15 protein-coding genes are annotated in these 16,972 nt (G+C 70.4%); 2 read left to right on the top strand and 13 right to left on the bottom strand.

Going from position 1 to position 16,972, the window contains the following annotated elements; genetic code table 11:
- Nucleotides 1-2: 2 nt before the first annotated feature.
- On the bottom strand, nucleotides 3-749 hold the full coding sequence (locus ACW9TB_RS25070; RefSeq protein WP_472750501.1) for an MBL fold metallo-hydrolase: 747 nt from the start codon (nucleotides 747-749) through the stop codon (nucleotides 3-5).
- A gap of 147 nt (nucleotides 750-896) precedes the next feature.
- On the opposite strand from ACW9TB_RS25070, the gene ACW9TB_RS25065 reads away from it, so the two are divergent.
- Both ACW9TB_RS25065 and ACW9TB_RS25060 read left to right on the top strand, forming a co-directional pair.
- Nucleotides 897-1,763, top strand: coding sequence for a peptidylprolyl isomerase (locus ACW9TB_RS25065; RefSeq protein ID WP_472750500.1), 867 nt, complete (start codon nucleotides 897-899; stop codon nucleotides 1,761-1,763).
- A gap of 65 nt (nucleotides 1,764-1,828) precedes the next feature.
- Nucleotides 1,829-3,058: a DUF349 domain-containing protein gene (locus ACW9TB_RS25060; RefSeq protein ID WP_472750499.1), complete on the top strand. Its 1,230-nt coding sequence runs from the start codon at nucleotides 1,829-1,831 to the stop codon at nucleotides 3,056-3,058.
- 130 nt (nucleotides 3,059-3,188) lie between these two features.
- Here the strand turns inward: ACW9TB_RS25060 and ACW9TB_RS25055 are convergent, their stop codons facing one another.
- From ACW9TB_RS25055 to ACW9TB_RS25000, 12 genes are all read right to left on the bottom strand, one after another.
- Nucleotides 3,189-5,384, bottom strand: coding sequence for a RelA/SpoT family protein (locus tag ACW9TB_RS25055; RefSeq protein WP_329078920.1), 2,196 nt, complete (start codon nucleotides 5,382-5,384; stop codon nucleotides 3,189-3,191).
- A 237-nt stretch (nucleotides 5,385-5,621) separates the two neighbouring features.
- A complete protein-coding gene (locus tag ACW9TB_RS25050) occupies nucleotides 5,622-6,140 on the bottom strand; it encodes an adenine phosphoribosyltransferase (protein ID WP_472750498.1) in 519 nt (172 codons plus the stop codon).
- A gap of 192 nt (nucleotides 6,141-6,332) precedes the next feature.
- Entirely contained in the window at nucleotides 6,333-7,391 is a 1,059-nt protein-coding gene (gene secF / locus ACW9TB_RS25045; RefSeq protein ID WP_472750497.1) for a protein translocase subunit SecF, read from the bottom strand.
- Nucleotides 7,391-9,166, bottom strand: coding sequence for a protein translocase subunit SecD (gene secD / locus ACW9TB_RS25040; RefSeq protein WP_472750496.1), 1,776 nt, complete (start codon nucleotides 9,164-9,166; stop codon nucleotides 7,391-7,393). The genes secF and secD overlap by 1 nt, the downstream gene beginning before the upstream one ends.
- An 84-nt stretch (nucleotides 9,167-9,250) precedes the next feature.
- Nucleotides 9,251-9,616, bottom strand: a complete 366-nt coding sequence (gene yajC, locus ACW9TB_RS25035) for a preprotein translocase subunit YajC (protein WP_472750495.1) — start codon at nucleotides 9,614-9,616, stop codon at nucleotides 9,251-9,253.
- 225 nt (nucleotides 9,617-9,841) lie between these two features.
- Nucleotides 9,842-10,900, bottom strand: coding sequence for a Holliday junction branch migration DNA helicase RuvB (gene ruvB / locus ACW9TB_RS25030; protein WP_472750494.1), 1,059 nt, complete (start codon nucleotides 10,898-10,900; stop codon nucleotides 9,842-9,844).
- Nucleotides 10,901-10,976: 76 nt separating this feature from the next.
- Nucleotides 10,977-11,597 carry a Holliday junction branch migration protein RuvA gene (gene ruvA / locus ACW9TB_RS25025; RefSeq protein WP_472750493.1) on the bottom strand — a complete coding sequence of 207 codons (621 nt, stop codon included), beginning with the start codon at nucleotides 11,595-11,597 and terminating at the stop codon, nucleotides 10,977-10,979.
- Nucleotides 11,594-12,178, bottom strand: coding sequence for a crossover junction endodeoxyribonuclease RuvC (gene ruvC / locus ACW9TB_RS25020; RefSeq protein WP_472750528.1), 585 nt, complete (start codon nucleotides 12,176-12,178; stop codon nucleotides 11,594-11,596). Before ruvC ends, ruvA begins: the two co-directional genes overlap by 4 nt.
- Nucleotides 12,179-12,306: 128 nt before the next feature.
- Nucleotides 12,307-13,584: a cation:proton antiporter gene (locus tag ACW9TB_RS25015; protein ID WP_472750492.1), complete on the bottom strand. Its 1,278-nt coding sequence runs from the start codon at nucleotides 13,582-13,584 to the stop codon at nucleotides 12,307-12,309.
- A gap of 73 nt (nucleotides 13,585-13,657) precedes the next feature.
- Nucleotides 13,658-14,410: a YebC/PmpR family DNA-binding transcriptional regulator gene (locus tag ACW9TB_RS25010; protein ID WP_329078906.1), complete on the bottom strand. Its 753-nt coding sequence runs from the start codon at nucleotides 14,408-14,410 to the stop codon at nucleotides 13,658-13,660.
- Between the two features lie 3 nt (nucleotides 14,411-14,413).
- The gene (pdxT, locus tag ACW9TB_RS25005; RefSeq protein WP_472750491.1) at nucleotides 14,414-15,004 is read right to left on the bottom strand and encodes a pyridoxal 5'-phosphate synthase glutaminase subunit PdxT; all 591 of its coding nucleotides are present in this window, start codon (nucleotides 15,002-15,004) and stop codon (nucleotides 14,414-14,416) included.
- A 187-nt stretch (nucleotides 15,005-15,191) separates the two neighbouring features.
- On the bottom strand, nucleotides 15,192-16,874 hold the full coding sequence (locus tag ACW9TB_RS25000; protein WP_472750490.1) for an alkaline phosphatase D family protein: 1,683 nt from the start codon (nucleotides 16,872-16,874) through the stop codon (nucleotides 15,192-15,194).
- Nucleotides 16,875-16,972 lie beyond the last annotated feature (98 nt).

Raw genomic sequence — 16,972 nt, 5'->3', positions numbered from 1 at the left:
GTCTAGAGTCCCCTGCCGGGGCCGCGGTCGTGCCGTACGCCCGCGGGCTCCGCGGGATCCGCGAGCTCCGCGCCCGCGGCCGCCTTCGCCTCCGCGAGGTACGGGTTGGTGGCACGCTCGTGACCGATCGTGGTCTGTGGTCCGTGGCCGGGCAGGACCACCGTGTCCTCCGGCAGCGGCAGGCACTTGGCCGCCAGGCTGCGCAGGATGGTCGGATAGTCGCCGCCCGGAAGGTCTGTGCGGCCGATGGAGCCGGCGAACAGCAGGTCGCCCGAGAACAGCACGTCCGGGATCTCCTCGGTGCTGGGCAGCCTGAACGTCACCGACCCCCTGGTATGGCCGGGGGTGTGGTCGACGGTGAGCTCCAGACCGGCCAGCCTCAGCACCTCGCCGTCGGCGAGCTCGCGCACGTCGTCGGGCTCGGTGAAGGTGAGCCCGCCGAACATCTGCTGCCTCGCCGACAGCGACAGCCCCCTGCCCGGATCGGACAGCAGCCCGCGGTCCTCCGGGTGGATCCACGCGGGAACGTCACGCGCGCCGCAGACCGGGGCGACCGACCACATGTGGTCGACGTGCCCGTGGGTGACCAGCACCGCGACCGGCTTGAGCCTGTGCTCGCGCAGCAGGTCGTCGAGGTCGCCGACGGCGTTCTGACCGGGGTCGACGACCACGCACTCCTCGCCCGCGGCGGGAGCGACGACGTAGCAGTTGGTCTGGAAGGACCCTGCGGGAAAGCCGGCGATGAGCATCTGCCTCAGCTGATCTCGTCAAGAATGCGGATGGGAATGTAACCGAAGGGTACCGGTGCGGGTCGGCGGGCTGCGAACCATTACCCATTGGCCGATACGATTCGCCCACCTCATTAAGTACTACTCGGCACTCGGGAGGGCGAAGCGGTGAGCGGCAAGGAGCGTCAGAAGCAGTTGGCGCGCGAGCACTACGAGCGGCAGACGCAGCGACGCGTCGAACGCGAGACCAGGGCCAAGCGCAATGCGATCATCGGCAGCACCGTGGCCGGTGTGGTCGTCGTGGCGGGTGTGATCGCCGCGACGACCCTGTTCGGCGGCTCCGACACGACGGCGACCGCGACCACCGATCCGGCCCCGTCGGACAACGCCTCCCCGGCCGCGTCGCCGGGCGCGTCGGCGGCGGGCGGGCCGAAGGCCTTCGACCCGGCCAGCGGCACCTGCGGGTACGCCGCGGAGCCCGGTGGCGGCCCGGCCAAGAACGTGGGCCTGCCCCCGGAGAAGGTCGATCTGACCCCCAAGAAGATGACCCTGAAGACCAACCAGGGCGACATCGTCATCAAGGTGTCGGCCGACAAGACCCCGTGCACGGTCAACTCCTTCGCCTTCCTGGCGCAGAAGAAGTACTTCGACGGTTCCAAGTGTCACCGGCTGGGTTCCGACCAGTTCCCGATGCTGCAGTGTGGCGACCCGCTGGCCAAGGCCGACGGCAAGAGCCAGACCGACGGCCAGGGCGGTCCCGGTTACCGTTTCGTGAACGAGAACCTGGAGGGCGCCAAGTACACCCGCGGCGTCGTGGCCATGGCCAACAGCGGTCCCGACACCAACGGCAGCCAGTTCTTCATCGTGTTCGGCGACGCCCCGCTGACCCCGGACTACACACCGTTCGGTACGGTCACCAAGGGTCTCGAGATCCTCGACAAGGTGAACAAGGCGGGCGTCATCACCCCGGGCCCCGACGGCACCGGGGCACCGAAGGAAACCGTCGAAATCAAAGACGTGACAATGTCCAGCTAGAGCTGACGTAATACATACAAGGGGCGGTAAGTCCCGAAAGGCTGATGAAAGTGCGGGAGGACACGGTGAGCACCGACCCGTGGGGCCGGGTAGACGACGACGGCACCGTCTACGTACGTACGGCTGAGGGAGAGCGGGCCGTCGGGTCCTGGAAGGCCGGCGAACCGGAAGAGGCGCTCGCCTACTTCCATCGCAAGTTCGACGAGCTGGCCGGGCAGGTCACCCTGCTGGAACAGCGGGTCCGCGGCACCGACCTGCCACCCGCCCAGGCCGAGGCGACGATCGTCAAGCTCCGCGAGGCGATCACCGACGCGCACGCGGTCGGTGACCTCGACGCGCTGCTGGGCCGCCTCAACGCCCTCACGGAGCTGGTCGCCCAGCGCCGGGAGGAGGTCAAGGCCGCTCGCGACGTGGCCAGGGCCGAGGCCAAGGGCATCAAGGAGCGGATCGTCGCCGAGGCCGAGCGCATCGCCGACGACACGACCCACTGGAAGACCGGTGGTGAGCGGCTGCGCCAGCTGATCGAGGAGTGGAAGGCCGCCGAGCGCATCGACCGGGTGACCGAGGCGGCGCTGTGGAAGCGCCTCTCCGCGGCCCGTACGGCCTTCGCCAAGCGGCGCAAGGCCTACTTCGCGGGGCTGGACGAGCAGCGCGAGGGGGTGCGTTCCGCCAAGGAGCGCATCGTGGCCGAGGCCGAGACGCTGGCCTCGTCCACCGACTGGGGTGCCACCGCGTCGGCCTACCGCGAGCTGATGCAGGAGTGGAAGACCGCGGGCAGGGCCTCCCGCGAGGTCGAGGACGAGCTCTGGGGCCGCTTCAAGGGCGCCCAGGACCAGTTCTTCCAGGCGCGTTCGGCCGTCTTCGCCGAGCGCGACGCCTCGCTGGCGGCCAACGCCGAGCTCAAGGAGCAGCTCCTGGTCGAGGCGGAGAAGATCCTTCCGGTCACCGACGCCCGTGCGGCCCGGGGCGCCCTGCGCAACCTCCTGGAGCGCTGGGAGGCCGCGGGCCCGGTCCCGCGCGAGCAGCGTGACCGCCTGGAGGGTGGCCTGCGCAAGATCGACGAGGCGGTCCGCAAGGCCGAGGAGACGGAGTGGAAGCGCTCCAACCCCGAGGCCAGGGCCCGCGCCCAGAACACGGTCGACCAGCTGCGCAAGTCGATCGCGCAGCTGGAGGGCCGCCTGGCCAAGGCCAGGGACGCCGGTAGGGACAAGGACGTCAAGGACGCCGAGGAGGCCCTGGCCGCCCGTCGTTCCTGGCTGGAGGAGGCGGAGCGCACGCTCGCCGAGTTCTCCTGACGCCCGGCGCCGTCACCGGCTGACGCTCTCTCGGGGCCGCGGGGACATTCCCACCACGGAGTGTTCCCGCGGCCCCGCGGTGTCTGTACAGGGCCGTACGGGGCCGTAGAGGGGCGTACGGGACAAAAGCCTAGGAACCGGCGCCGCTGACCCGGTAGACGTCGTAGACGCCCTGGATGTTGCGGACGGCCTTCAGGACGTGGCCCAGGTGCTTGGGGTCGCCCATCTCGAAGGTGAACTTGCTGATCGCGACCCGGTCCCTGGACGTCGTCACCGACGCCGACAGGATGTTGACGTGCTGGTCGGAGAGGGTGCGGGTCACGTCCGAGAGCAGGCGGGGCCGGTCGAGCGCCTCGACCTGCAGCGCGACCAGGAACACCGAGTCGTCGGCGGCGGACCAGGCGACCTCGACCAGGCGGTCGGGCTCGGACTGGAGCTGGTCCATGTTGGGGCAGTTGGTGCGGTGCACCGACACACCGTGCCCCCGGGTGACGAACCCCACGATCTCGTCGCCGGGCACCGGCGTGCAACATCGCGAGAGGCGTACCCACACGTCGGAGTCGCCCGCGACGACCACTCCCGCGCCGCCGCTGCCGCGCGGGCGCCCGCGCAGCTTGGTCGGCACGGAGGTCTCGGCGATGTCGTCCTCGGCGCCCTCCACGCCCCCGATGGACGTCACGAGCTTCTGCACGACCGTCTGCGCGGCCACGTGGCCCTCGCCGACGGCCGCGTAGAGCGCGGAGACGTCCGGGTAGCGCAGATCCCTGGCGAGGGCCAGGAGGGACTCTCCGGACATCAGGCGCTGCAACGGCAGGCCCTGCTTGCGCATGGCGCGGCCGATCGCCTCCTTGCCCGCCTCGATCGCGGTCTCGCGGCGCTCCTTGGAGAACCACTGCCGGATCTTGTTGCGGGCCCGGCCGGACTTGACGAACTTCAGCCAGTCGCGCGAGGGGCCCGCGTCGGGCGACTTGGAGGTGAAGATCTCCACGGTGTCGCCGTTGCCCAGGCGCGACTCCAGGGGCACCAGGCGGCCGTTGACCCTCGCCCCGATGCAGCGGTGGCCGACCTCGGTGTGCACGGCGTAGGCGAAGTCGACGGGCGTCGCGTTCTCCGGCAGGGCGATGACCTGGCCCCTGGGGGTGAAGACGTAGACCTCGGAGACCGACAGGTCGAACCTGAGCGACTCCAGGAACTCGCCGGGGTCGGCGGTCTCCTTCTGCCAGTCGAGGAGCTGGCGCAGCCACGCCATGTCGCTGGCGGGCTTCAGTTTCGCCCCGGGAGGACCCGAGGTGGTCATGTCCTCCTTGTACTTCCAGTGCGCCGCCACGCCGTACTCGGCCCTGTGGTGCATGCCGTGGGTGCGGATCTGCAGCTCCACCGGCTTGCCCTCGGGGCCGATGACCGTGGTGTGCAGCGATTGGTACATGTTGAACTTGGGCATCGCGATGTAGTCTTTGAACCGGCCGGGGACCGGGTTCCAGCGCGCGTGGATCGTGCCGAGCGCCGCGTAGCAGTCGCGGACCGAGTCGACCAGCACCCGGATGCCCACCAGGTCGTAGATGTCGTCGAAGGCGACGTCCCTGGCGATCATCTTCTGGTAGACGGAGTAGTAGTGCTTGGGGCGTCCCTTGACGGCCGCGCGGATCTTGGCGTCGCGCAGGTCGCCGGAGACCTTCTCGATGACCTCCTGCAGGAACAGGTCCCTGCGCGGGGCCCGCTCCGACACCATCCGGGCGATCTCGTCGTACCGCTTGGGGTAGAGCATGGCGAACGCGAGGTCCTCCAGCTCCCACTTGATGGTGTTCATGCCCAGCCGGTGGGCGAGCGGCGCGAAGATCTCCAGCGTCTCCCGCGACTTCTGGTGCCGCTTGTGCTCGGGCAGGTAGCGCATGGTGCGCATGTTGTGCAGCCGGTCGGCGAGCTTGATCACCAGCACCCGGATGTCGCGGGACATCGCCACGACCATCTTGCGCACGGTCTCGGCCTCGGCCGCGGCGCCGAACTTGACCTTGTCGAGCTTCGTGACGCCGTCGACCAGCAGCGCGATGTTGTCGCCGAAGTCCGAGCGCAGCTCGTCCAGGCCGTAGGCGGTGTCCTCGACGGTGTCGTGCAGCAGCGCCGCGCACAGCGTCTCGTCGTCGGTGCCCAGCTCGGCCAGGATCGTGGCCACCGCCAGCGGGTGGGTGATGTACGGGTCGCCGCTCTTACGCTTCTGGTCGCGGTGGTGGTAGGCGGCCACGTCGTAGGAGCGCTCGATGAGCCGCAGGTCCGCCTTCGGATGGGTCGCGCGGACCGTCCGGAACAGCGGCTCCAGAACCGGATTCATGCCGCCACCCCATGTCCCCCCGAAACGTGCGAGCCTTCGCCTTACCGCCGGCTTCTCCTCGGCGGCTCCGGACATGGCGGAACCGGCGTCGCCTGCTGGGACGGCCGTCTCGGGACCGCCTCCGTCGGCGGTCGTGTCGGGGACGACCACATCACGGGGCACTCAGACTCCCTACGTTCGAGTCCAGATCCCTCAGTGTATCCAGACGGGGTTGTGTGCTTTCGTCCGCGGGGTCGATCAGACGATGACGAGGGAGTGCAGCTCCACGTCGGTCAGACGCTCACGGCCCTTGAGGAAGGCCAGCTCCATGAGCACGGCGATGGCGACGACCTCGGCGCCCGCCCTGCGGACCAGCTCCACCGCCGCGCGTGCCGTGCCTCCCGTGGCGAGCACGTCGTCGACGATGAGAACGCGCTCTCCGGGGGTGAAGGCGTCCCGGTGAACCTCGATGGTGGCGGAGCCGTACTCCAGATCGTAGGACGCCTCAAGCGTCTCAGAGGGCAGTTTGCCTTTCTTCCGTACCGGGACGAAGCCCGCGCCCGCCCGGACGGCGACCGGGGCGGCCAGGATGAACCCCCGCGCCTCGATGCCGACGATCTTGTTCACCTCGTACAGCCCGGCCAGTTCCTCGGTCACCGCGGTGAACGCCACCGGGTCGGCCAGCAGGGGGGTGATGTCCTTGAACAGCACCCCGGGCTGCGGGTAGTCGGGCACGTCGCGGATGCGGTCGAGGATCAGGCTGCTCAGCTCGGTCATGGTCGGCGCTCCTGTGAAGGTCTCGGGGAGGGGGAAACTGGGGGACACCTGAGGACACCGGGGGCATCGGTGTCGAAAGGTCTCGCGGGGCTCGGGAGAGCGAGGGCGAGAGGGCCAGGGGTCCAGGGGTGTGGGGAAGGAAAAACGCCTCCGCCCCCTGGACGGGGAGCGGAGGCGCGGACGTGCCCGTGCTTACTTCTTCTTCCGTTTGTCACCGGCGGAGGTGGCTCCGCCCGCGACCGTGGCGGCACCGTTGGAGGCCCCGGCGGTGACCGGCTGGCGCACCGTCTTGATCCCGGAACTCCCCCCGTGGGAGGCGATCCTGCGGGCGAGCGCCTGGTAGCGCGGCTCGCGCTCCTTGAGCGTGACCAGCAGCGGCGTCGCGACGCACAGCGAGGAGTAGGTGCCGACGAGCATGCCGACGAACAGCGACAGCGACAGGTCCTTCAGCGTTCCCGCGCCGAACAGCGTGGTGCCGATGAAGAGGATCGCCGCGACCGGCAGGATCGCCACCAGGGTGGTGTTCAGCGACCGGATCAGCGTGTGGTTCAGCGCGTTGTTGGCGGCCTCGGTGTAGGTGAGCTTGGAGGTCGTGCCGAGCTTGGCGGTGACCTCCTTGATCATGTCGAAGACGACGACGGCGTCGTACAGCGAGTATCCGAGGATCGTCAGGAAGCCCAGCAGGGTCGCCGGGGTGACCTCGAAACCGGACCAGGCGTAGACACCGGCGGTGATCACCAGGTCGTGCAGCAGCGCCACGACGGCGGCGAGCGCCATCTTCCACTCGAAGGCCATCGTCAGGTACAGGATGATCGCCAGCATGAAGACGATCAGTCCGATGATGGCCTTGTTGGCCACCTGACCGCCCCACGAGGCGCCGATGACCTGGAGGTTGACCTGGTCCGCCGGAATCTTGAACTCGGCGGCCACCGCCTTCTGGACCGCGGTGACCTGGTCGGCCGGGAGGCTCTCCGTGGTGACCCGCCAGCCGTTCTGGGTCGTCTGCGCGATGACCTGGTGCGCACCGGCGTCGGTGAACGTGGCGCGCACCTGCTCGATGTTGGCGGTCGGCGCCTTGAAGGAGAAGACGGAGCCGCCCTTGAACTCCACGCCCAGGTTGAGCCCGTTGAAGACCAGACCGGCGATGGAGATCACCAGCAGGATTGCGGAAAGGGTGTACCAGAGCTTCTTGCGGCCGACGAAGTCGACGTCGACCTCGCCCCGGTACAGCCGGCGCGCGATGCCGGACATCAGGCCTCCTGCGGAACGGTCTTGGGCGTGACGGGGGCCTCGCTCATACGCTCGGCGTCGAGCCCGGAGAGCTTGTGCCCCTTGGCGAAGAACTTCAGCTTGGCCAGCATCGCGACGAACGGCTTGGTGAACATGAACACCACGGCGATGTCGATGAGCGTGGTCAGGCCCATGGCGAAGGCGAATCCGGCCACGCCGCCGACCGCCAGGAAGTAGAGCACCACGGCGGCGATGAACATGACGGCGTCGGCGATGAGGATCGTCCGCCGGGCGCGGACCCAGGCGACCTCGATGGCCGTGCGCAGCGAGCGCCGGCCCTCCTTCATCTCGTCGCGGATTCGTTCGAAGTAGACGATGAACGAGTCCGCGGTGATACCGATCGAGACGATCAGTCCGATGATGTGCGGCAGCGAGAGGCGGAAGCCCGCGAACGCGCCGAGCAGCACGACGGCCTGGTAGGTCACGATCGTGGCCACCACGAGGCTCAGCACCGAGACGACGCCCAGACCCCGGTAGTAGAGCATCGAGTAGATGACGACCAGCAGCAGGCCGATCGCGCCCGCGATGAGGCCGCCGCGCAGCTGGTCGGCGCCCAGCGTGGAGGAGACCTCCTCGATGGACTGCTTCTCGAACTTCAGCGGCAGCGCGCCGTACTTGAGCTGGTTGGCCAGCTCGTCGGCCGTCACCTGGGTGAAGCTGCCGGAGATCTGCGCCCGGCCGCCGGTGATGGGCTCCTGGATGACGGGCGCGGAGATGACCACGCCGTCGAGGACCATGGCGACCTGGTTGCGGGGGGCCTGCGAGTTGAAGGCGGTGGTGGTGACCTTCGACCACTGGTCGGGGCCCTGGCCCTTGAAGGCGAGCTGGACGAGCCACTCACCGGTGGTCTGGTCGACGCCGGAGGACGCGCTGTCGATCGAGGTGCCGGTCACGGCCGCCTTGTCCAGCACGAACTTGGTGCTGCCGTCCTGGCTGCAGCCGACGTACTGCTTGTCCGGCGCGTCCTGGGCGCCCACCCCGGTGTTCTTGCTGCAGTTGAGCGTCTCGAACTGCTTGAGCGCCGCCGGGTCGATCCCGCTGGTGTCGACGCCCGCCATCGGGTCGTCGGGCGCCGCGGGCGGGGCCGTCGGCACGGCGCTCGTCCCGGGCGCGGCACTGGCGTCCGGGGCCGCGCTCCTGTCCGGCGCGGCGGACCTGCCGCCGCTCGGCTCGGTGGAGGGCACGGCGGAGGCGCCGGGGCTCGGGTTGGTGAGCGCCGACGACAGGGCGCGGCCGGCCGGGGAGGCCCCGGTGTCGGGCGCGGCGGTCGCGCCGGGCTTCGGGGTCGTCGACTCGGCGGGCTTGGGCTCCTTGGAACCCTTGCGCCCGGAGGCCGTGGGGGACGGCGTCGGCGTCGGTGCCTGGGTGGAGAGCTGCCCCGGGGGCGGAGGCGACCCGGCCCCGATCGCCAGCACTTGGCGGAACCTCAGCTCCGCGGTGGTGCCGACCAGCTTGACGACTTCCTCCTGGCCGGCTCCGGGGACGGAGATGACGATGTTGTCGCCGGATTTGGCGACCTCGGCGTCGGAGATGCCGCTGCCGTTCACCCGCTCGCGGATGATGTTCACCGCGAGGTCGAGGCTCTCCTGAGAGGGAGCGTTCCCGTTCGGCGTGATGGGCTGCAGCGTCACGGTCGTGCCGCCGGCGAGGTCGAGGCCATACTCCGGCGTGTACGCCTTGTTGAGGAGCATCGCCCCGCCCATGGCGAGAATGATCGCCAGAAGCACCAGGAGCATGCGCCCCGGTCTGCTCTGGCCGCTGGTCGGTCGGGCCACTGGTCGTCAGTTCTTTCGGTTATAGGGGGTTGGAGGTGAGGCTACTCACGGCTTCTTGCTCGTCGTGTCGTGGTCTGCACCCTGCTGTTCGGCCGTCTCCACGAAACCGTGGTCGACAGCCTTGACATTCTCCTCCTCCGAGTCGTCAAGGGGAACCAGGACACGGCCGATCGCCGCCTTGACCCAGCGGGTCTCCACACCGGGGGCGATCTCCAGGATCACGTCGTCGGCGTCGATGGCCACCACGGTCGCGAAAAGACCCGTCGTGGTCATGACGCCGGTGCCCGGCGTGAGACTGTTCTGCATCTTGACCTGCTCCTGCTGCCGCTTGCGCTGCGGCCGGATGAGCAGGAAGTAGAACACCACGACCATGAGAGCGATCATGATCAGGCTCGAATAGTTGCCGCCCACAGGGCCGCTCCCTCTCTTGAGAATGACCGGCGAAAGCCGGACGCCGTCTACGGCCACGCCGCTCAGCACGTCAGCCTACACAGCCAGCCAAGGCTCGGAGTTTAGGCGAGCTGTTAAGAGCGCGGCAACGAAGTCACGTTCCGGCACGCAGGGAAGTTCCCGTTTCGATACACTTGTCATCGATCTGTGATCAATCCTGGACGACTTCCCTACCGACTCCCAACGCTAGATTTGCCCGGGATCATCCTCAAGATCGACGAGGAACGAGGCACCGAAGGCGTCCGGCGGGGGCACCAGGCCCAGATGGGTCCAGGCGGCGGCGGTCGCGACCCGGCCCCGGGGGGTGCGGGCCAGCAGGCCTTGGCGCACCAGGAACGGCTCGGCGACCACCTCGACCGTCTCCGGCTCCTCCCCCACGGCCACCGCCAGCGTCGACAGCCCCACCGGCCCGCCGCCGAACTTGCGCAGCAGCGCCCCGAGCACCGCCCGGTCGAGCCGGTCGAGCCCCTCGGCGTCGACCTCGTAGAGGTTGAGCGCGGCGGAGGCGACATCGCGGGTGACGACGCCCTCGGCGCGCACCTCGGCGAAGTCGCGGACCCGGCGCAGCAGCCGGTTGGCGATGCGGGGGGTGCCCCGGGAGCGCCCGGCGATCTCGCGGGCGGCGTCGCCGGGGAGCGCGACGCCCAGCAGGCGCGAGGAGCGGTGCAGCACCTCCTCCAGCTCGGCGACCCCGTAGAAGTCCATGTGCGCGACGAAGCCGAAGCGGTCGCGCAGCGGCGCGGGGAGCATGCCGGCCCGGGTGGTGGCCCCGACCAGGGTGAACGGGGCGATCTCCAGCGGGATCGCGGTCGCCCCCGGCCCCTTGCCCACCACGATGTCGACGCGGAAGTCCTCCATCGCGAGGTAGAGCATCTCCTCGGCGGGCCTGGCCATCCGGTGGATCTCGTCGATGAACAGGACCTCGCCCTCCGAGAGGGTCGACAGGATCGCCGCGAGGTCACCGGCCCGCTCCAGCGCGGGCCCGGAGGTGATCCGCAGGGGCACGGACAGCTCGGTCGCGATGATCATGGCGAGGGTCGTCTTGCCCAGCCCGGGACCGCCGCTCATCAGCACGTGGTCCGGCGGCCGGTTGCGCCGCAGCGCGCTCTGCAGCACCAGCGACAGCTGCTCGCGCACCCGCCCCTGGCCGATGAACTCCTCCAGCCGCTTGGGCCGCAGCGCCGCCTCGATGTATCTCTCGTCGCCCTCGGCGTCCGGCGACACCAGGTCGCGGTCGGAACTCACGCCGCCCCTCCCTCCGCCTCGCTCGCCACGCGGCCCCTCTCACGGCCTCCCGTACGGCGGGCCCCGGCCGGGTGCCTCATCGCACGCTCAGCGCGCGGAGGGCGGCCTTGAGCAGGGGCGCCACCTGGGGGACGCGGCCCTCGGCCAGCTCGGTGTCGGCCTGGGGCTCGACGACGGCGACCGCCTCGTCGGCGTCTCGCGCCGAGTAGCCCAGGCCGACCAGCCCGGAGTGGACCTGGGCCCGCCAGGCGGGCGCGGCGGCGCGGCCGTTGAGCGCGGCGCTGACGGCCTCCTCCGGCGTGCCGAGCTTGTTCTTGAGGTCGACGATGATCCGCTGGGCGCCCTTCGGCCCCACCCCGGGGACCCTGGTCAGCGCCTTGACGTCGGCGGAGGCCACGGCCACCCGGAGCGCGTTGGGGGTGTGCACGGCCAGCATCGCGAGGGCGACCTTGGGGCCGACCCCGCTGGCCGTCTGCAGCATCTCGAAGATGCCGCGCTCGTCGTCGGTGGCGAAGCCGAACAGGGTCAGCGACTCCTCGCGGACCACCAGCGAGGTGGCCAGGCTGGCCTCCTCCCCCGTTCTCAGCGTCGCGAGCGTGCCCGGCGTGCAGTGCACGAGGACTCCCACCCCGCCGACCTCGACGACCGCGCCGCCGGGCGCGATCGCGGTCACCTGTCCTCGCACCGAGGCGATCACTTCGTGGTTCCTCTCGGGTATCCGGCCCCGCCGCGGCCCCGGAAGTAGGCGGCGGGGGTCGTGGTGGCGGTCGCGGCCTTCGCGGCGGCCTCGGCCAGCCTGCTCTGGGCCCCGCCCCGCCACACGTGGCAGATCGCGAGGGCGAGCGCGTCGGCGGCGTCGGCGGGCTTGGGCATGGCGTCCAGCCGCAGCAGGCGGGTCACCATCGTGCCGACCTGCCGTTTGTCGGCCGTGCCGCTGCCGGTGATGGCGGCCTTGACCTCGGACGGCGTGTGCAGCGCGACCGGCAGGCCCCTGCGGGAGGCGCACAGGATCGCCACGGCGGAGGCCTGGGCGGTGCCCATCACGGTCCTGAGGTTGTGCTGGGCGAAGACCCGCTCCACGGCGACCGCGTCGGGCCTGACCTCGTCGAGCCACTGCTCGATGCCCGCCTCGATCGCCACCAGCCGGGCGCCGATGTCGTCGTCGGCGGGGGTGCGGACGACCCCCACCTTGACCAGGCTCAGCGGTGCGCCGGGCCGCCCCTCGACGGCACCGAGCCCGCATCGGGTCAGCCCCGGATCGACCCCCATCACCCGCAGCTCGGGCAACCGCACCGACACGCCTCCGCTCGCCGAACACCTGTTCGGTGGCAGACTCTACCGCGTGGGAGCACCCCGCGCACGGCTCTCCCCCGGCCCGGCGAAGGGGTCCTGGACGGACCCCGCGCTCACAGGTGCTGGGCGGCGGGCTCGGTCTCCCGGCCGCCTCCGGCCCTGTCGCGGAGCCGGTCCAGGCGGTTCATCACCGGCGAGGCCGAGATCCCGTGGATCACCAGGGAGGCCAGCACGGTGAAGGCGACCACGGCCCAGAGCTCCTCGGCGGGCACGCCGAAGTCGGCCTGGCCGAGGGCGTAGGCGAGGTAGAACAGCGAGCCGATGCCGCGGATGCCGAAGAACGCCGTCGCCACGCGCTCGCGCGGCCCCGCCCTGCCGCCCAGCCCGGCGAGCCACCCGGTCAGCGGCCGGATGACCAGCAGCAGCAGGAGGGCGACCCCGGCGCCGCGCCAGGTGAGCGCGGACAGGCCGCCCACCGCGACGAAGCCGCCGAGCAGCAGGATCAGCCAGGCGGTGAACAGCCGCTCGACCTGCTCGATGAAGCCGTGCAGCACCCCGTTGTAGCCGTGGCTGCGCTCGGCCGCCCTGATGCTGCAGGCGGCCACGAACACCGCGATGAAGCCGTACCCGTGCACCAGCTCGGTGAGGCCGTAGGCCAGGAACGTCGCGGCCAGCGCCACGAAGCCGTCGCGGTGCTCGGCGAGCCGCAGGTCGGACTTCTGGGCGCGGAAGAACAGCCGCCCCAGCCCCCGGCCGATCAGCAGGCCGCACACCACGCCCGCGGCGCACCGGTAGAGCAGGTCCACCAGCGTCCACTCGGCGATCCAGCCGACGCCTCCGCTGACGGCGAGCGCGATCGCGGCGTAGACCAGGGGGAAGGCCAGGCCGTCGTTGAGGCCCGCCTCGGAGGTGAGGGTGAAGCGGACCTCGTCGTCGGCCTTCTCCGAGTCGACGGGCTCGCCGACCTGCACGTCGGAGGCGAGCACCGGGTCGGTCGGCGCGAGCACCGCGCCCAGCAGCAGCGCCGCCGCCAGGGGCCAGCCGAGCAGCCCGTACGCGGCGGCGGCCACCCCGAGGACGGTCAGCGGGAGCGTCCAGCCCAGCAGGCGCCAGGTCGAGGACCAGTTACGTCGTCCGAAGGGCCGGTTGATGGCGAGCCCGGCGCCCATGAGGGAGATCAGCACGCAGATCTCGGTGGCGTGCTCGACCAGCGCCCGGTGGGTCACCGGGTCGGGGTCGGGCAGCTCCAGGGGAAGGGCGTAGAGGAGGAGGCCGCCGATCAGGCAGGCCAGGGGGAGCGAGAAGGGGCGCCGGTTGAGGAGCCGGGGCAGCGTGGCCGCGAGCAGCGCGGCGACGCCCGCCACGGCAAAGATGAGATCAGGATTGCCCATTGTCCGCGTGATATGCCCTCGACCACGCGGACAAACCTCGCAGACAATGCGAGATCACACCGAACGGTCCGGGTTACGCGTCGAGCTTCTCCATGACCTCGTCGGAGACGTCGAAGTTGGCCCAGACGTTCTGCACGTCGTCGCTGTCCTCCAGGGCGTCGATCAGCCTGAAGACCTTGCGGGCGCCGTCCTCGTCCAGCGGGACGTTCATCGTCGGCATGAAGCTGGACTCGGCCGAGTCGTAGTCGATCCCGGCCTCCTGCAGGGCCTTGCGGACCGGGACGAGGTCGGTGGCCTCGGAGACGACCTCGAACTGGTCGCCCAGGTCGTTGACCTCCTCGGCGCCCGCGTCGAGGACCGCGACCAGCACGTCGTCCTCGGCCAGCTCGCCCTTGGGGACGAGCACGACGCCCTTGCGGTTGAACATGTAGGACACCGAGCCGGGGTCGGCCAGCGAGCCGCCGTTGCGGGTCAGCGCGACGCGGACCTCGGAGGCCGCGCGGTTGCGGTTGTCGGTGAGGCACTCGATCAGCACCGCGACGCCGCCGGGGGCGTAGCCCTCGTACATGATGGTCTGCCAGTCGGCGCCACCGGCCTCCAGGCCGCCGCCGCGCTTACGGGCACGCTCGATGTTGTCGATCGGGACCGAGCTCTTGCGCGCCTTGGTGATGGCGTCGTACAGCGTCGGGTTGCCGTCCGGATCGGGTCCGCCCGTCCGGGCCGCGACCTCGATGTTCTTGATGAGCTTGGCGAACAGCTTGCCGCGCTTGGAGTCGAGCGCGGCCTTCTTGTGCTTCGTCGTCGCCCATTTGGAGTGGCCGGACATCGCCTAGAGCTCCCTCACCATCTCAGCGAAATATGAATGCACACCGACATCCCCGGTAAGTTCCGGGTGGAAGGACGTGGCGAGCAACGGTCCTTGACGGACCGCGACGATCCTATCCCCAGGTTCGGCCAGTGCCAGCACTTCGACCTCCGAACCCACGGATTCCACCCAGGGGGCGCGGATGAAGACGGCCCGCATGCCGCCCCGGCCGGCGAAGTCGACGTCGGCCTCGAAGGAGTCGACCTGGCGTCCGAAGGCGTTGCGGCGGACGACCATGTCGATGCCGCCGATCGTCTGCTGGCCTTCGATCCCGCCCTCGATCCGGTCGGCCAGCATGATCATTCCTGCGCAGGAGCCGTAGGCGGGCATGCCCGCCTTGACGCGCATCCGGAGCGGTTCGAGCAGCTCGAAGGTCTCGGCGAGCTTCCACATCGTGGTGGACTCCCCGCCCGGGATCACGAGGCCGTCGACCGCCTCCAGCTCGCGGGGACGCCGTACGGTGACCGCTCTCGCGCCCACCGCCTCCAGGGAGCGCAGGTGCTCGCGCACGTCTCCTTGCAGCGCGAACACGCCGATCGTGGGGACGATGGTCACCGATGGTCCTTCCCGTGCGGATGGGGTGCCCCTTCAGCGTATGGCTACCGCTCGTGCGGTCCCAAACCGGTTCTTTTCCGGCCCGGTACGGGAATCCGGCGCCGTTCTCCCGCGGCCAGGCCCCCGGACGCGCCGCGGGCGCCCCGCGGGTCGGTTCGCGGGGCGCCCGTGGTGGGACAGGGTGATGTCAGGGGCGCTTGGTCTCCAGGTCCACGGTCTCCTGGATCCAGTCGATCCCGGGGGTCCTGGCGGCCGAGGGGTCGACCGGGCGCAGGTAGGTCTGCTGCACGCCGGGGACCCGGTCCTCGATCACGAAGGTCGCCTTGGTGTGCGCCGCGGAGCCAGCCTGCGTGACCTTGGGCAGCACCTTGAAGTCGGCGGTGAGCCGGTCGCGCTCGATCCTGGTCAGCACGTAGCCGCGCTGGTTGTTGTAGAACTTCAGGTGCGGGTTGATCGTCAGGTACGGGTGGGTCGCCGGGTCGGAGTCGAGGCCGTCGCCGCCCGTGGAGATGGACGAGGCGACCAGCTCCGAGCCGACCGTGCGGGTGGTCGGGTCGTCGTAGTCGAGCTTGAGGTCACTCGCCCAGTGGGCGTGCACGTCGCCGGTGAGCACCACGGGGTTGCGCACCTTGGCGTCCACCCAGCCCTGGGTGAGGCGCTGGCGCGAGGCGACGTAGCCGTCCCAGGCGTCCTGGCTGGTGATCTTGGCGGGCCCGGCGTTGTTGTCGCGCTGGGCGAAGAAGACCTGCTGGCCGATGACGTCCCAGCGCGCCTCCGAGCGCCGCATGCCGTCCAGCAGCCAGCGCTCCTGCGCGGCGCCGGTGATCGAGCGGGCCGGGTCGACCGCCGCCGGGCAGTCGCTGTAGCCGTCGCCGCAGCCCTGGTCGCTGCGGTACTGGCGGGTGTCGAGCATGTGGAAGGTGGCCATCCTCCCCCACCGGACGCGCCGGTAGAGCTGCATGTCGATGCCCCGGGGGATGGAGGCCCGCCGCAGCGGCATGTTCTCGTAGTACGCCCTGAAGGCCGCCTCGCGCCGGGCGAGGAAGTTCGGCTGGGGCACCTCGGGCTTCTCGGGCACCTCGTCGGCCCAGTTGTTGTCCAGCTCGTGGTCGTCCCAGACGACCAGCCAGGGGGCGGCGGCGTGCGCGGCCTGCAGGTCGGGGTCGGTCTTGTACTGGGCGTGCCGCTGGCGGTAGTTGGCCAGGCTCTCGGTCTCCGGCCCCTCGTGGTGGCGGATGTTGCCGCCGGGAATGGTGTAGGTGTCGCGCCGGTACTCGTACTGGTAGTCGCCCAGGTGCAGGACCAGGTCGGGCCGCTCCTCGGCCAGGCGCCGGTAGGCGGTGAAGTAGCCGTGCTCGTACTGGGCGCAGGAGACGAAGGCCATCGCCAGGGAGGACCCGTAGGAGAGGGCGTGCGGGGCCGTCCTGGCCCTGCCGATCGGCGAGACGTACGGGCCGACCTTGAAGCGGTACCAGTAGTCCCTGTCGGAGGGCAGCCCGTTCAGCTCGACGTGGACGCTGTGGCCCCACTCGGGGGTGGCCGCGGCCACGCCCCTGCGCAGCACGTGGCGGCCCCTCTCGTCGCCGTAGACGTGCCACTCGACGAGGAAGGGCCGGGCGGGCATGCCGCCCAGGCCGTCCTCGGCGAGCGGCTGCGGCGCCAGGCGGGTCCAGATCACGAAGCCGCCGGAGTCGGGGTCGCCGCAGGCGACGCCGAGCGTGAAGGGGTCCGAGCGCAGGCCACGGGAGGCCAGGGACGCGGCGCTCTCCTGGGCGGGCTCGGGGCCCGCGTGGGCGGCGGCGGGGATGCCCGCCGCCGCGCCGGCCGCGATGCCGGTGACGAGAAATGATCGGCGGGTGAACTTCGACAAGGGAACCTCCCGGGTGATCGGGCGCGAACGCCCGTCAGCCTCGCGGAGCATCATGACTGCGGAGTTAACTCCCCCTGTCAGGAAAAAGGCGACCTCCG

The organism is Streptosporangium sp. H13245 (genome assembly GCF_055690525.1).
This window is presented reverse-complemented; position numbering and strand designations above follow the sequence as displayed.

Coding starts and splice junctions, on each gene's coding strand:
- ACW9TB_RS25070 (WP_472750501.1), bottom strand. CDS start 749: ATGCTCATCGCCGGCTTTCCCGCAGGGTCCTTCCAGACCAACTGCTAC.
- ACW9TB_RS25055 (WP_329078920.1), bottom strand. CDS start 5,384: ATGAATCCGGTTCTGGAGCCGCTGTTCCGGACGGTCCGCGCGACCCAT.
- ACW9TB_RS25050 (WP_472750498.1), bottom strand. CDS start 6,140: ATGACCGAGCTGAGCAGCCTGATCCTCGACCGCATCCGCGACGTGCCC.
- secF (WP_472750497.1), bottom strand. CDS start 7,391: ATGTCCGGCATCGCGCGCCGGCTGTACCGGGGCGAGGTCGACGTCGAC.
- secD (WP_472750496.1), bottom strand. CDS start 9,166: ATGCTCCTGGTGCTTCTGGCGATCATTCTCGCCATGGGCGGGGCGATG.
- ACW9TB_RS25015 (WP_472750492.1), bottom strand. CDS start 13,584: ATGGGCAATCCTGATCTCATCTTTGCCGTGGCGGGCGTCGCCGCGCTG.
- ACW9TB_RS25010 (WP_329078906.1), bottom strand. CDS start 14,410: ATGTCCGGCCACTCCAAATGGGCGACGACGAAGCACAAGAAGGCCGCG.